Genomic DNA, 17,473 nt, shown 5'->3' on the forward strand with positions numbered 1-17,473 from the left:
CCTCGCCCGCTCCGGCGACCGAGGCGCCGGCCGCGCCCCACACCGTGGAGCCGTCCACCGACGCGCCGACCACCGATGCGACGACGCCGGAGGTGTCGGCGCCGCCGACCTCGGCGGGCCCCGGCTGGACCATCGTCGACGGCACCGCGACCCTCGCCCTGACGGCGGCCGAGGCCGCAGCCGGCGGCATCGCCCTCGTCGGAGGGCGCATCGTCTTCACCTCCGGCTCCGGCGCGACCGTCGCCGTCGAGGCGCAGGGACTGACCCACGTCATCGTGCGCGGCGTCGACGGCGCCGCGTCGTTCACCGTCGACCTCACCGGCATCGCGGGTCTCGCGCTCGCGATCGACGGGGCGCTCGACGCCCTTTTGGTGAAGGGCCTCCCGGCCGCTGTCGTGCTGTCGGGCGCGCCCGCCCGGCTGCGGCTGGACGCCGTGCTCGCGAGCCTGACCTTCCTGGCCCCGCGCGTGGCGGCGCTGATCTCCGGCCGCAGCGCCGTGGTCGTCGACGGCGCGGTCGTCCTTCCGGGGGCCGACCTCACGATCCAGGCGCGATCGATCACGGTGCGCTCCGGCGCGTCGGTCGACACGACCGGCACCGACCGCGACGGAGCGATCACGTTCCTCGCGAGCGACACGAGCACGCACGGAGAGGATGCCGCTGCCTCCGTCACCGTCACGGGCGCGCGGCTCTCCGGCGGCGAGGTGACGCTGCGCGCCGACTCGACGGATGCGACAGGCCCGTGGTCGTCGTCGTCCGCAGGAGTCGCGGTGGTGGACTCCGCCATCTCGGCGACCGGCGACGTGCTGCTCAGCAGCTCCTCGACGACCGCCTCCTCCGCGAACGGCCTCGCAGCCCTGGTGAAGAACCAGTCGTCGGCCGTGACCCGCGTCGGCGGCAGCACCTCGATCACCACCCCCGGCAGCGTCCGCATCGACGCGCGCAACGCCGCATCCGCGAGCGCGATCGCCGCAGGCGGCGCCGGAATCGGACTCGCCGAGGCAGACGTCGTGCGGCTCACGCATGCCGTCGTCGAGGGCGATCAGTCGATCACCGCGGCGCGGCTCTTCCTGCTCGCGACCGCCGCGGGATCGCTGCGCGTGGTCGCGGCCGGCACCGTTGCCTCGACCCCCGCGCAGTCCGAGCTCAGCGGGGCGGCGCTCGCGGCGAACCCGCACGCGGGAGCGGTCGCCGTCGGCCGCGCGTTCCTCGAGACAATCGCCCGCTTCGCCCCGTCGGCCAAGGTCGCTCTCGACGACACGCAGGCGACGGTCCAGGCGGACTCGTCCATCGACGCGACCGCGGAAGCAGCTGACGGCATCACGGCTCTCGTCGTGCGCGAGGTGTCAGGCGCCGCGGTCGGCGAAGGAGCCGAGCTGAGCGGCGTCTCAGATCTCACCGTTCGCGCCACCGCGCGCCACGCCGTCGCCGCTGACGGCGGCGCGGGATGGGCGCTCGTCTCGTCGACGGCGCTCACCTCGGCCTCGATCGACGGCGGCTCGCCGCTCGCGGTCGCCGGCGACCTCTCGCTCCGCGCCGAGCAGACGGCGACCGTCCGCGCGACGGGCGCGGGTGCCGCCCTCGCCCTCGGTGTCCACGACGCCAGCGTGCGACTGGCGCGCGGCGCCGATGTCGCGGGTGCGGTGGAGCTCGCCGCGGTCGGGCGGTCGGACGCCACGGCCATCGTCGCGAAAGGCCGTGCCGGTGCACCATCGACCGCGGTGTCGGTGCTCGCAGGCCTCGGCGGGGCGACGGCGTCGCTGCCCGCGCTCGCCCCGACCGCTGTTCCCGTCCGCGCCCTCGGCGGCGTCGCGATCGCCGCGACGGTCACCACCTCGCTCGGCTCGCTGGGTGCCGCGTCGGCGCCGCTGCGCTCCGGTGGCGGTGTCAGCCTCGCCGCCGTGAGCGGCGGTACGACGACCACCGGCGGCTCCGGAGCCCTGGGCGGCGAGACGTTCCTGCTCCCTTCCCCCGTGCGCGCCGGCACGGTACGCGTCAGCAGCCACATCCTGTCGGGCGGCGACGTGGTGCTCCACGCCGGGCGCGGCCCCCCGGCAGCCGACGGACCCGTCTCCCTCCGCGTCGACGTCGACGCCGCCATCTCCCTCCTCGACCCCACCGCCACCCTCGAGATCTCGCCCTCCGCGCAGACGCCGGCGATCACGCCGCCTGCCGGGGCCGTCCTCGTCTCCGCCGCTGCAGGCGGCACCGTCGCCCTCGGTCGCGCCACCCTCTCGTTCGCGGCCGGCGCACTGCCCGCCGACGCCTGGGTCACGATCACCGCACGGGATGCCGCGGTCTCCGGCATCCTCACCCGCTCCGCGGTCTTCGACCTCCGGGCGTACGACGCCCGGACCGGCACCCTGATCTCGACCTTCCTGATCGATCCGGTGCTGACCATCGCCGTCGCCAGCACGATCGGCCAGCCGCGCATCTGGTACGTCGCACCGGACGGCTCGGTCCAGGCGATCGCGACGACCGCGGATGCCGCAGCCGGCACGCTGACCGCCGCGCTCCCCCACTTCTCGGACTACGTCGCCGGCTCCCCGCTGGCCGGCATCGTCGGCATCATCGTGCAGCAGCTCGAGGCGTACGTCGCGAGCCATCCGTACGACCAGGACCTCGACGACATCGTGCTCGGCGACGCCCTTTCGCTGACCGGCATCCACCTCTCGATCGCGCTGGGCGGGCTGACTTCGCCGTACACGGGGACGGCGAGCTTCACCGCGACGCTCCAGCTCGACCTCTCCGTCGGCGCCCTGCGCATCCAGGCGAACGCCGCGGTGAGTGCGACGTACACGCTCGCGGGCGCGACGACGCTCGACGCCGGGAGCCTGCTGATCACCCTGGGCTCGGTCACACCCGACACGTCGTTCGGCATCTCGGTGTCGGCGGGCGGCACCGAGATCGCGGGGCTGACGGTGACGTCGGCCACGCTCAGCCAGGACGGCTCCGACCTCACGATCACGGCCACCGGGGTCTCAGCAGCATTCGGCGACGCGGTCGAGATCACCGGCGGGACGCTGCGACTGGTCTCCCGCGACGACACCGGCGACGTCGACTTCACGCTCACCGGCGGCACCGTGAGCTTCACCGCCGGCGGATCCGGACTGACCGTGTCGAACGCCACGCTGAGCTACAACGGCACTGACGGGCTCTCGATCGCGGGCGACATCGAGCTGGACATCGCCGACACCACGCTCACCGGCAGGGTGCGCATCACGCACTCGGCGGGCGTCACGACGCTCACCGTCAGTCAGCTCCGTGCCACACTCGCCTCGGGCAGCGCGCAGACCCTCGACCTCGCCGACGGCGGCGGCACCCTCGTGCTCGCGCCCGCCGGCGTCAGCGGCGTGCTCACCGCGACGGTCGTCGCGACGGGCCTGGTCACCGCGACGCTGGCCGGACGAGTCGAGATCGACACGGCGACCGGCACGACGACCGTCGCCATCGCGGCCCGGAACCTCGGCATCGACCTGGGTGGCGGCCTCGCGCTCACGGGCGCCGTCGTCGGCCTCTACGTCGAGTCGTCGGCTACGGGAACCACGATGGCGCTCGACGCGAGCGGCACGGTGTCCCTGACCGGCTGGACGGATGTCTCCGTCAGCGGACTCTTCCGTGCGCGCGTGAACGGGTTCACCGGCGTCGTCGACGAGGTCGTGGCGCTCGGCGACGGCTCCGGCGACGTCACCATCTCGTTCGCCGCGGCCGAAGGTGACACCTACAGCGGGACCGGACTCACGATCACGGTGCTGGGACAGGCGATGACGGGCGACCTGGCGTTCGCCGCCACGGCCGATGGATTCACGGTGACCGTCGCGAATCTGTCGCTCGCCCTCGGCGCCGGCGCGGTCTCCGCCCGCTTCGAGAACGGCGGAGGCACCCTCACCCTCGACGGCGGAGAGGCCACCGCCACGCTGACCGGCGACCTGCGGATCTCGGTGCCCGGTCTCGCCCTCGACACGTCGCTCGACCTCGACCTCAGCACTGCCGCCGCGGATCGCCACGTGCGGGTGAGTGGAACGGGCGTCGTCCTGACGCTGGCCGGACAGCAGATCACCTTCGACGAGTTCACGGTGGAGAGCGCTGTCGTCGACGGCGCGACCCAGACGCGGATCACCGTCGCGGGCGGCGCCTTCGCGATCACGTCGGGCACGACCGACCTCCTCGCCCTCTCGGACATCACCGGATCCCTGACGATCGCATCGACGGGCGTCGCCGGGCGGCTGAGCGCGGGCATCTCGTCCGAGGTCACCGGCTTCTCGTTCGCATCGCTGGTCGGCGTCGCGGTGAACACCGGATCCGCCGCCGTCGGCGATCTGCCCGCCGGACCGTATCTGCGCATCGACGCCACGGGCACGGTGATCACGGTCGCGGGTCAGGAGCTCACCGCCGACCTGACCTTCGAACGCGGCGTCGACGCCGCCGGCGCGGTGGTGGTCCGGGCGGGGATCGCAGGCGGCCGGCTGGTGTTCTCCGCGGGCGGCACGCCCGTCGTCACGCTGACGAAGGGCGCTGGGGCGCTCGTGATCTCGGCTGCCGGGGTTGCCGCGTCGGTCGCCGGCGTCGTCGCGGTCGCCCTGCCGGGCGTCTCGTTCACGGGCGGCCTGGCGGTGCGGCTGAACACGACCGGCGCGGACGTCGACACCACCGTCACGGTGGGCGGGACCGACGTCGCGCTGGTCCTCCCGGCCGGAGGCGCGAGCTACCTGCAGCTGTCGGGCAGCGGCATCGCGCTCACCATCGCCGGGCAGCGCCTCACCGGCTCCGTGTCGGTCGAACGCACCGGTGGCGTGACGACGATCAGCATCACCGACGGCAGCCTCGCCTTCGGCGACGGGATCCTGACGGTCACCGGTGTGACGGCGACGCTCGGCGTCGACGCCGGCGGTGTCTGGGGCTCTTTCACCGGCACGCCGGCCCTCGTCCTTCCCGGCGTGGGCATCGGCGCCGGCCCGCTCACCGTGGAATTCAACACGGACACCGCGGCGCACAGCGCGATCGCGCCGGGTACGTTCCGCGTCGGAGCCTCCTCCCTCGCGGTCACCGTCGCGGGGGTGTCGATCACCGGCACCGTCTGGTTCGAGCGGACCGTCACGTCGGGCTCGGCCTCGTACCGCGTCGCGGTGACCGCCGGCACGGCGAGCCTCGGTTCGTTCGTCTCGGTCTCCGCCATCACCGGGGCGTTCCTGATCACCCCCGCCGGCATCGCCGGCAGCATCTCGGCGACCGCGAACCTGAGCGTGCCCGAGTTCCTCTCCGTGACGGGAACGACGGTGAGCGTCGCGGTGAACACGACGCCGGGGCCGCTCGACCCGGGAAGCGGCGTCCTGCCGGCAGGACCCTATCTTCGTGTCGACGTGTCGGGGCTCACCGCGGAGATCCTGGGGGCGGGCACGATCGAGGGTTCGTTCTCCTTCACCCGATCGACTGCGCCGGGTGGAACCGCGGAGACGATCGTCGCGATGACGGGCGTCGCCGTGACGCTCGACGGCGATGCGGACCCGTCGCTGTTCGACGGGTCGGGTGCGCTGATCCTCCGCGCCGACGGTGTCGCGGGCTTCCTGTCGGGGTCGGCGTCGCTCGGCGGCGGAGGCATGTCGGTCGACGGCACCGTGCTGCTGCAGATCAACACCACAGCGGCCGCCATCGACACGGTTCTGCGCGTCGGCGGCTCGGACCTGGTCTTCAAGCTCCCGGCGCCGGCGAGCGGCGACATCATCTTCAGCCTGACCGCGTCGGACCTCACCCTGACGATCGGCGACTTCGTCACGATCGAAGGCAACCTCACCTTCAGCGACACGGTCATCGGCGGCGTGCCCGTGCGCGTCGTCGCAGCATCCGGTCTCACGATCTTCCTCGGGCGAGGCCCGGCGTTCCTCGAGTCCGGGGCGCTCAACCCTCTCGCGATGGGAGTGCTCCTCACCGACGCCACGATCGGCCTCGTGGAGATGGGCGGAGGCCACGCGTTCGTCGCGACGGGCACGGTCAGCATCATCGGCGTGCCCGGCGTCACGATCACCGGCACGACCAGCGTGCGCGTCAACGACACCGGCCTGGCGGTCACGCAGACCATCGAGATCCCCGGCAGCACCGCGCCGGGCGTGCTGGTCGATTTCGCCACGGATGCTGCGATCACCGAGTTCGTCGTCAGCGGGGCGACGCTCGCCTTCGGCGGGCAATCGCTGAGCGGCACGTTCTCGTTCGGCCGTGACGGCACCGATCTCACCCTCTCGGTCAGCGACGGGGCGATCGCCCTCGGAGATGCCGTCGCCGTCACCGGCATCCAGGGCGACCTCGTCGTGCGTTCCGGCGGCGTGGCGGGCACGCTGAGCGCCACGATCACGATCGCCGCCCTCGGCGTGAACGCCGTGCTCGCCGAGCTCGCGATCAACACGTCGGCGGCAGCCGTGACCGTGGGCACCACGGCGCTTCCCGCCGGTCCGTATCTGCGGGTCGGCCTCACCGGCCTCGACCTCACCGTGCTCGGACAGACGATCCGCGCCGACCTCGCCGTCGAAAGGGTGACGGCCGGCGGCGTCGCCACCACGGTCGTCGGGCTCACGAACGTCGCGCTCTTCCTCGGCGACGACGGCGGTACCCCTGGTGACACCGGCACCGCTCTCGACGACGACCTGGGCGTGCGGCTGAGCGCGGGATCCGGCCTCCTCGTGCTCACGGCGGCAGGTTTCGGCGGACGCATCGACGGCACGGTCTCGGTGCGCCTCGGCGCCGACGCGAGCCTCGAGGGCGAGCTGTCCCTCGTGCTCAACACCACGGGAGCGCGCGTGCAGGCGTCGGTGGTCGTCGGAACCACGGCGCAGGTGCTCGACGTCGCCGCCGGTCCGTACCTCCGCTTCGAGGGAACAGGCCTCACGCTCCAGGTGCTCGGCCAGTCGCTCACCGCGAACCTGGCGATCGAGCGGGTCACGCCGCTCGGCGCGGGAGGTGCGCCGGACACCACGAAGACGCTCCTGCGGATCGCCGCCACGGACGTCGAGCTGCGGCTCGCCGGCGACGCCCTCGTGCTGTCGCACGGAGCCGCGCTGATCCTGCTGTCGTCCGCAGGCGCCTCCTCGACCTTCGCCGGCCGCATCACCGGTGATCTGACCCTCGACGTCCCCGGCGTCGCCTTCTCGGCCGGACTGGCCGTCGAGTTCAACACCGGAACGGATGCCGTCGACCAGACCTTCCTCGTCCGCGGCCAGACCCTGACGCTCGCGCTGCCGACGGGCGGCGCGACCGGCTACGTGCGGGTGGCCGGCACGGGAGTCGCGGTCACGATCGCCGGACAGACCCTGACCACCGACATCGAGGTCGTCGATGACGGCGGCACGCTGACCCTCACCCTTCGCAACACGCGGATCGTGCTCGGCGGAGCGGCCCCGCTGCTCACGGTGAGCCAGCCGGCATCCGGCACCGGCTCGACGGCGACGATCGTGCTCGCACCCGAGGGGGCGTACGGCGCGATCACCGTCGCCGTCGCGTTCGGGGTCTCCGACATCGCGGTGACGGGCACCATCACCGTCGCCTTCAACACGACGGGCACGGCGCAGACCGTCGCCGGGTGGTCGGAAGCCCTCCCCGGCGGCCTGATTCGCGTCGGCGGCGAGAACCTCACGATCACCGTGCTCGGGCAGTCGCTCAGCGCCGACGTGACCTTCGAGCAGGTGACCGGCGCGACCGGGACGGTGGTGCGCGTCGGCGTCGCGAACGTCGCCCTCGCCCTCGGCCCGCTCACGGTGAGCGACGGCTCGGGGCTGTTCGTCATCGCCCCGAACGGTGTGGCCGGCTCGCTCGCGCTCACGGTGGACGTGTCGGGCTCGGCCTTCTCCCTCGAGGGCTCCTTCGACCTGCAGGTGAACACGACCTCGCTGGCGGTGAACGACACGCTCCAGGTCGGCGCCGGCATCGTGACCATCGACGTCCCCGCGGGGCCGTACCTGCGCATCGCGGGGACCGGGGTCGTCCTGACGGTGCTGGATCAGCGGATCCGCGCGGATGCCGCGTTCGAACGCGCGACCTCCTACGGTGCCGACGGCGTCGCGGGCGGCACCGACGACTCTGTGGTCACCCGCATCGCCCTTGCGAACGTCTCGGTCTCGATCGGTGCGGGTTCCGCGGCGCTCTCACTCACGGGTGGCGAGGCGCTCTTCGTGCTCCCGTCGACCGGCGGACTCGCGGGTCGCGTCACGGGCACGGCCGCGCTGACCGGTGTGCCCGGCGTCAGCATCGCCGCGACGCTGACGATCGAGATCAACACCACCTCCGCGGAGGTCGACGAGACCGTCCGGGTGGGTGCGGGCACCGTGTCGGTGAACCTCCCCGCGGGCGGATCGGGCGGGTATCTGCGGGTGGTGGGCGACGACGTCGCGATCGTCATCGCGGGCCAGACCCTCGCCGGTGACATCGAGGTCGTCACGCAGGGCCCCGCGCTCACGCTGACGGTGTCGAGCGGCGTCATCGCGTTCGGGAGCCTGGCGTCGCCCCTCGTGCGCGTCACGGGCATCCAGGGGTCCTTCCGGATCACGGCCGCCGGCATGGCGGGGTCGCTCGAGGCCACGCTGGAAGTCACGGTGCCCGGGCTGGCGGTGAGCGGCGACGTCGCGGTGCAGGTCAACTCCGGCCTCGCCGCGGTGACCCTCGACCCGGGTGGACCCGCGGAGGTCGTCGTGCAGCCGGGCCTCAAGATCGAGGTGACCGGCGCGAGCATCACGGTCGCGGGCCAGTCGCTCGGCGCCGCCCGCGTGCTCGTCAGCCGCACCCCGACCGGCGACGTCGCCTTCGCCGTGACCGACCTCACGCTGCAGCTCGGGACGTTCGTGAACGTCACCGCGGCGCACCACTGGTCGGGTGCCCTGGTTGTGACGCCAGGCGGTGTCGCTGCCGGCTTCTCGGGCAGCGTGACCGGGATCTTCTCGCTCCCCGCAGGTCTCACGCTCGGCGGCGACATCGAGTTCGCGATCAACACGTCGACCGCGGCGGTGCGCCGCACCGACCTGGGCATCGACGTCCCCGCCGGACCCTTCCTGCACTTCGCCGTCACCGGCGGCGTGCTGGGCGTCGCAGGCGGCCCGTCGTTCTCGGGGAACTTCCTCCTCAGCCGTACCGCGACCGGAGTCACGACCATCGCGTTCAGCGACGTCTCGGTCGCCCTGACGCCCGAAGGCGGCGATGGGCTCGAGATCGTCGACGGTCGGGGCGCGTTCCTGCTCGCGACCGGCGGCATCGTCGGCACCTTCTCCGGCGCCATCGCGGCCGCGGCGGGCGGGCTCGAGGCGGAGGCCACCGTCGCTGTCCGGTACAACGGCACGACGCAGCCGCTCAACCAGACGATCGCGGTGGGCGGAGTGGACGTGCCGCTCGTCTTCGCGGCCGATGAGATCGCCGACGCCGGGGGCGCCTTCATCGCCCTGGCGGTATCGGGCTCGATCAAGCTCGGCGACTTCGTCGAGATCATCGGCAGCGTCGACTTCAGCGGCGCCGAGCTCGCCGTGTCCGACCTCACGGTGTTCGTCGGGCAAGGTCCTGGATTCGTCGAGGACGACGCACGCAATCCCTTCGCCGTCGGCCTCTACCTCACCGGCGTCAACGGCTTCGTCAAGGGCACCACCGGCAGCCGCGTCGTCGCGATCTCGGGAACGGTCGAGCTCGTGGGCATCCCGGGCGTCACCCTCGCAGGCACGGCGTGGATCTCCTACAACGAGACCACCACCGAGCAGGTGCTCGGCACGGGCGACGATGCCGTCACGGTGGCGGAGGGCGCGGCGGGAGCGCCGCATCTGCTCGTGGTCGGCGACCTCACCCTCGCAGTCGCCGGGCAGGAGCTCACCGGCACGTTCGCCTTCGAGACGCTCCCCGGAGGCGGGCTGCGCGTGCGTTTCGGGGCCGACGCCCGCGACGGCGGATCGCCCCTCACCCTCAGCCTCGGAGACGGCGTCGCCGTCGCCACCGTCGCCGCCGGGACGCTCGAACTCACACCGCAGGGCCTCGCGACGGTCCTGGTCGCGAATCTGACGCTCAACGCGGGCGACGAGGTCGAACTGACAGGCGACATCGGCCTGCAGCTCAACACCTCGGCCTCGGCCCGCACCGTCGGCGGAGTGGTGCTGCCCGCGAGTTCGCTGCGCGTTCAGGTGGGCACCCTCGCGACGCCGGCGGCCCTCACCATCGCAGGCCAGACCCTCTCCGGTGTCTTCGTCTTCTCGCAGGTGCGCGGCCCGGTGCTGCCGAGCGCTCCCCCGGGAACCCCCGCACCCAGCACCACCGTGATCATCGCGTCAGCGCTGACGCTGTCGCTCGGCACCGCGACCGCGGGGGTCCGGCTCACCGACGGCTCCGCCGTGTTGCTCATGCGGGACTCGGGGCTCGCCGGACGCATCACCGGCACGGTCCGATTCCTCGTCCCCGGCGATGCCGTGCAGTTCAGCGGCACGTTCACCGTCGCGGTCAACTCCGGGCCCGCGGTGGACGAGAGCTTCCAGCTCGACGGAACCACGGTCGCCCTCGATCTGCTCGCCGGCCCGTTCCTCCGCGTCGAGGGAACCGATGTGGCGATCGTCGTCGCCGGGCAGCGACTCTCGGGCGACTTCACCTTCACCCAGTCCGGGAGCGGTCCGTCGGCGACCACGGTGATCACCATCGCGGACGCGACCGCCGGGTTCGGCGACGGCACCACGGACTTCGTGTCGCTCACCGGGGGCGAGGGCGAGTTCGTTCTCAGCGCCACCGGAGTCGCAGGGAGGGTGAGCGGAACCCTCGCGGTGACGCTTCCGGGGATCCTCGTGAGCGGGGACTTCGCGGTCGTGCTCGACACGACCGATCCGGCGGCGAGCTCGATCTCCGTGGCCGGTGAGAACATCACGCTCGACATCGGCGGATTCCTGCTCACCGAGGGTGAGATCGCCTTCTCGCAGCGCACCGTCGGCGGGGTCAGGATCGTCGACGTCTCGATCGCCGCGGTCGCCGATTTCGGAGCGCCGATCGGAGAGCTCTCGCTGGCGGGAGCCCTGCAGATCGGCGCCACCGGGCTCGCCGGAATCCTCACCATCGAAGGTGCGAGCATCTCGCTCGGCGGCGGCGTCACGGTCTCGGCGTCCGCGCTGCGGTTCGAGATCAACCGATCGGGCCAGGCTGTCGTGCTCGCCGATCCCACGCACACGCGGTTGGAGGCCGGGCCGTACCTGCGGATCGCCGGCGAAGGCATCGCGGTCGTGATCGGCGACGTGACCCTCACCGCGAACCTGCTGTTCCAGCAGGCGACGTCGAGCGGCGGGACGGCGCGCACCGTCATCGCCGTGGCCGGAGGCGCCGTCCAGCTGGGATCCGATGCGCCGATCCTCACGGGTGTCGAGGGGATCATCGTCCTGACGCCGGCGGGCATGGCGATGCGTCTGGGGGGAACCCTCGACCTCGGCGCGCTGCTGCCGTCCGGGGTGACGATCGCCGGCTCCTTCGTGCTGGCGATGAATCAGTCGGCCACCCCGGTCACGGAGTCCGTGACCGTCGGCGGACGCACGGTCGCGCTCAACCTGCCCGGCAACCTCGCCGTCCGCGTGAGCGGCACGGGCGTCGTCCTCGCGATCGCCGGCCAGTCGCTCACCGGGGACTTCGCGTTCGAGCGCGCCGGGACGACGACCACGATCGTGCTCGCGAACGTCGGTCTGCGGATCGGTGACGGCGGGACGGACATCCTGATGCTCGCGGGCGGCACAGGCACGCTCGAGCTCGGGGCGACGGGAATGTTCGGCTTCGTGTCGGGCACCGTCGCGCTCACCGTGCCCGGCGTGGCCGCCTCCGCCGCGATGACGCTCTCGATCGATACCCGACCGGCAACCAAGGCCTTCGCCCTCTCGGTGAACGACCTCGCCCTCGACCTCGCCGGTCAAACCCTCACCGGTGACTTCACCTTCGAGCAGGCGGGCGTCGGCGCCTCCCGCGTCATCAAGGTCACCGCATCCGACGTCCGGCTCTTCCTGGGCGACCCGAAGGGCGCCGGCGACGCCGATGACGTCGGGCTGCGCCTGACCGGCGGGACCGGTGCGTTCCTGCTGACCTCCGCCGGCATGGCAGTCGACGTCTCGGCGAACATCGACCTCGTCGGCCTCGACGCCATCCCGCTCTCGCTCGGCACCGGGCTCGCGATCCGGCTGCAGATCAACACCGCGCCCATCGCCGTGAAGACGACGCTCGGCGCACTGAGCCTCGACCTGCCGGCCGGCCGATTCGTGCGCGTCGAGGTGACCGGTGGGGTCACGGTGTTCGGCCAGTCGCTGTCGGGGACTTTCCTGTTCGAGCAGGTGCGTGGCGGCGGAGCCGACGGGCGCGCGGGCACGTCCGACGACGTGAACATCCTGCGCATCGCGGCGACGAATGTGGCGTTGTTCGTGGGCGACGACGGCGGAACCCCCGGCGACTCCCCTGCCGACGTCGCGGACGACATCGGCATGCGGCTCACGGACGGCACGGCTCTCGTGCTCGTGACGAGCGCCGGCATCGGCGCGTCGATCACCGCGACGGCGTCGATCCGCCTCGGCCCTGGCCTCCAGGCCACCGCGACCGTCGGCGTGCAGATCAGCGACATGCGCCGGACCGTCGGCACCAAGATCGTCCCCGTCGCGGTGGACGAGGAGTTCGTGGTCGGCGGCCAGACGCTCACCCTCGAGCTTCCGGCCGGTCCGTACTTCAGGGTCGGGGTCACCGCCCTGACACTGACGATCGCCGGTCAGCAGCTCACGGCCGACATCTCGTTCGAGAAGTCCACGGCGATCGGCCCCGATGGCAGCGTCGGCACGCCCGACGACGTGACCACCCAGAAGATCCGCTTCGCCAACGTGTCGCTGCGCCTCGGGACGCCGGATCGCGACGTCGTCGTCGTGCGCGACGGCTCCGGCGCCTTCGACATCGTCGGCAAGAGCGGCCCGGTCGCCGGCGGCATCGCGGGGCGCATCCAGGCGACCGTGGAGCTGTTCATCCCCGGGGTGTCGTTCTCCGGAACGCTCGAGGTCCAGATCAACACCCTCGTCAACCCGTACCCGGTCGACGGCGCGACGATCGCGTCAGGGCTCAAGGTCGCGGGGCTCGACATCTCCCTCGAGGTGATGGGACAGCGCCTCACGGGCGACTTCGCGTTCGCGAAGGAGACCCCGAGCGGCCGGATCACCCTGGCGCTGTCGGACGTGCTGCTGGAGCTCGGCGACGGCACCCGCACCTACGTGACCGCCACCATCTCCGCGGGGATCATCGAGGTGACCCGCGGCGGCATCGCCGGAGCACTCGTCGCCGGGATCACGCTGAACCCCGCGGTGCTGCCCGGCGTCTCCGTCGACGCCGACATCATCGTGCAGGTCAACAACACCCTGGTCGACGCGAACCCGTCGCTCGAGGTCGGCGGATCGACGGTCGCGTTCTCCATCCCCAAGAACACGCTCCGCGTACAGGTCGGCCTCGTCGGCGACCCGGCCGCGATCGGGATCCTCGGCCAGACGCTCAAAGGTGTCGCCGTCTTCGAGCAGACGAAGACCGCCGCCGGCGCCAAGATCGTGCGAATGGCCTTCACCGACGTCGAGCTCTTCCTCGGCGACCCAGGGGCCGACCTCGCGTCGACCGCTGATGACGTCGGGGTTCAGCTGACGAACGGGCGCGGCGCGTTCATCATCACGCCCACGGGCATGGCGGGCGAGATCGCCGGCAGCGTCACCACCCCGGGACTGCCCCTCACGATCACCGCCGACCTCACGCTGCAGCTGAACACGCTCGTCACGAACGGCCAGGGGGTCGTCGTGAACGAGGTGTTCCAGTTCGCCGGCGTCTCGGTGGCGACGGCGGCCGACGGCAAGGCAGGCTCGGCCGAGGTGCAGCGCATCACTGTGTCGGCGCCCAGCGGCAGCTTCACGCTCGCGATCGACGCCGACAAGGACGGCGTGCTCGAGGCGAGCGAGATCAGTGCTCCGATCGCGGTCGGGGCCGCAGCATCCGTCGTCGATGCCGCGATCGAGGCGCTCCTCGACTCGGATGCCGCCACCGATCGGGTGACCGTCGCCCTCGCCGGCAACCAGTACACCGTGACCTGGAACGCGAACGGCAACCAAGCGGCCCTGCAGGCCAATGTCCGCGTGCTGCGGCTGCCCAAGGGACCGTTCCTGCGCGTGGCCGCCGAGAACATCGAGATCGGCATCCAGAACGGCGCCGAGACCCTCACGATCACCGCGGACTTCGGCTTCGAGCGGATCGGCTCGGGCGTCAACCAGGTCAGCAAGATCGCGCTCGCGAACGTGACGCTCGATGCCGGCGAGGACACCGGCGACGACAACCCCGGCATCGTGGAGGGCTCCGGCTTCTTCGTCGTCTTCTCCCCCGGCGCCACGACGTCGACCAGCCCGGTCAGGACGACGACCACCGGAGGCATCGCGGGCATCATCACGGGCAAGGCCGCGGTCGCGGTGCCGGGCTTCTCGGCGTCGGCCTCGCTGGGCTTCACCGTCAACACCACGGGCGCCGAGGTGACGCAGTCGATCGTCGTGGGCGGCGAGACCCTCACGCTCGACGTGCCCGCGGCGCCCGTCTTCCGGTTCATCGTGCAGGACCTCGACTTCAGCTTCGGCGACGTGCTCGAGATCCGCGCGGGTCAGTTCGCGATCAGCGGCGACGCGTTCTCGGGATCGGGCCTCGAGATCTTCATCGGGTCGGGGCCGTCGAAGCTCGCGGGCGGCGGGCTCAACCCGGCCGCGGTCGGCGTGCTGATCCGCAACGCCTCTGTCGACTTCAAGCGCGACGTCACCGGGTGGGCGCTGCGCGCAACCGGCGAGCTCGCGCTGCTCGGGCTCGACGGGCTCAACATCGTCGGCACGGTGCAGTTCCAGGTGAACACCTCCGACGCCACCACGTTCACCTTCTCGAGCGCCACCGGATCAGGTGCGAACGCCATCGCCGCGGGCTCCGTGGCGGCGGGCGCCTTCAGCTTCGCCGCGACCGGCATGGAGATCCGCGCGGGCGACACGGTGAGCCTGCGCGGCTCGCTCCGCATCAACCGTCAGATCGACGGAACCCTGGCCCTCGCGCTGTCCAACGCCTCGATCTTCGTGGGCTTCAGCGCCACCAGCGTCGCAAGCATGAGCGGCCTGGCGAGCTTCACGATCTCGCCGGTCAACGGCTTCCAGCTGGTGAACTTCAAGCTCACCGCGTTCTCCATGCTCTCGGCGATGCCGGTCGCGCAGACGGCCTGCGTCGCGGCGGACCCGCGGCCGATCTGCTCCCAGCCCGCTCCCGTGGTGACGGCGGATCTCGTCAACCCGGTCCGCGGCTCGGTGTTCAACGGATCGAGCATCACGACGCTGCGGGTGCGCTTCACGCCCTCGAGCGGCACGATCCTCGCGACCTCGGTCACCGACGTCGACCCCGAGTTCTCCATCAGCGTCGCCGGCGCCTCCGGCACCTGGACGCCCGGCACAGCGGTGGCGGTCGCCGGGATGCCGAACACCTGGGACTACGCGATCACCGGCCCCGCCCTGCCCGGCGCCGCGATCGTCACGATCACCTTCATCGACGGCAGCGTGACCGCGGGCGGCGCGTCGCTGGTCGGCGAACAGGAGCAGTTCTTCCGGCTGGCGCCCGTCGCGCCGGGCGGCGTCTCCGCCCCGGTCGCGTCGATCGCCACGCCGGCGATCAGCCTCGCCCAGCTGAACGCACAGGGCTACATCGACATCACGTTCACGAACCTGCCGAAGCCCGATGGGGCGGGCGGCACGCTGCCGGCCGACCCGATCAGCAAGGGACCGATCGAGAACGCGACGGTCGCGCCGTTCACGATCAGCGGCCTCGTGGGAGACCTCGAGATGACGGGGTCGCGCCCCACGATCGTCGGCGCGCCGCTCCTGATCGCCGGCGCCGCCGCGAGCTCGACGAGCGTCACCTACCGGTACTTCCTCAAGGACAAGAACCCGAACAACACGCTGGGCCTGTTCACCGGCACCGGCGCGATCTCGATCGTGCTCGACCGCGACGCGATCGTGCAGTCCGGCGGGCCGGCGCAAGGCACCCAGAGCCTGTCCGTCACCGTGTCGCCCGCAGCAGCAGGTGAGATCACCACCGGCGGTCCGCTCGCACTCGGTCCGCTGACGCTGCAGGGTCCGACGATCGGCCTCGGCGGCTTCGGGTTCGCCGACGGCAAGGTGCTCGTCTCGGTGATCGTGGGCGTCCAGCGGGCATCGCTCGCCTTCGGCGGCAACCCGACCACGGGTCAGCAGTCGGCAGCGCAGACGAGCTCTGGCGTCACGGTCGACCTCATCGGCATCCAGGGCTCGTTCGAGCTCGCCGTCGACGTGTTCGGGCTCCTCGGCGGCAACGTCGACATCCGCCTCACCGGCAAGTGGGGTCTGCAGGTCGCCGCGCTCGATGCGCAGATCCCCGGGGTCGCACGCCTCCAGGCGACGGGCATCAAGATCGCCTACGACCCGAAGGGCGCCATCGACCAGGAGATCGTCAAGATCAACACCGCCACGATCACGCTCCCGTCCTTCGGGATCACCGGGTCGCTGCGGCCCTACAACCCGGCCGCGTCCTCCAACATCAACGCCAACAACGACGTCGCGCTCGGGGCGGGGCTCATCCCCGGCCTGACCGTCTACGGCAACGGCTTCCGGCTCGGCACGGCCGAGCTGGCCTACGGCATCGCCCCGACGGCCGGCGGCACGCCGGATCCGGGCAACGCGCTGGCGCCGACGGCCGCGGACCGGAAGATCACACTCGGCGGGATCCTGGAGCTCGACGACATCCGTGTCGGCGTCTCCGGCCTCGAGGTCCGCTTCCCGCCGGCCGGCGCGCCGAGCTCCGAGACCGCCGGGTTCACCGGCCAGATCTACATCGCGACCGGTGGCGCCAAACTCTTCCCCGGCCGCGCCTACGGCGCCACCCTGACAGACCGTCTGACGGCAGACGACCGCCGGCCGGACGGCTCGCCCGACGACGAGGCGTTCCGCATCGCGCTCACTTTCAGCGGCGGCAAGGTCGACGCGTTCCAGCTCACCGTCGATACCCTCGAGATCCGCCTCGGCACGTACGTGACCCTCACGGCCCGCGACTTCCGCCTCGACACCGGTGCTGAGGGCGCCGAGTACATGGTCCAGCTGCAGGCCGTCGGGGCGAAGGTCACGATCGGCTCGCTCGTGATCGCCGGCGAGGGCCGCAACTTCGCGATCACCGGTGACGGTTCCTTCAAAGCACTGCCGGGCTTCGGAGTGTTCCTCTCGGTCGGCTCCGCGACCGGGGACTCCTTCAAGTGGCCGGCGTTCCTCCCGGTGCGCATCGACGCGATCGGCATCCAGTGGGACGACGTCGAGAACCGCCCGGGCGACTTCGTGCTGATCCTTTCGGCCAGCGTGACCGGCATCCAGGGGCTGCAGGGCCTGCAGATCACCGGCGCCATCCAGGGCATCCGCATCCAGCCGTCGCTGCTACTCGAAGGCAAATTCCCGAT

General features: G+C 71.9%; 1 protein-coding gene (cut by a window edge). It reads left to right on the top strand.

The features are described 5' to 3' along the window. Nucleotides 1–44 precede the first annotated feature (44 nt). Nucleotides 45–17,473, top strand: the start of a protein-coding gene (locus tag AC3A46_RS12890) for a hypothetical protein (protein ID WP_487665540.1). The gene runs 18,877 nt beyond the window's last position; only the first 17,429 of its 36,306 coding nucleotides appear in the window; its start codon is at nucleotides 45–47; its stop codon lies off the right edge, out of view.

This window comes from Microbacterium sp. Soil_C_42, assembly GCF_057656735.1.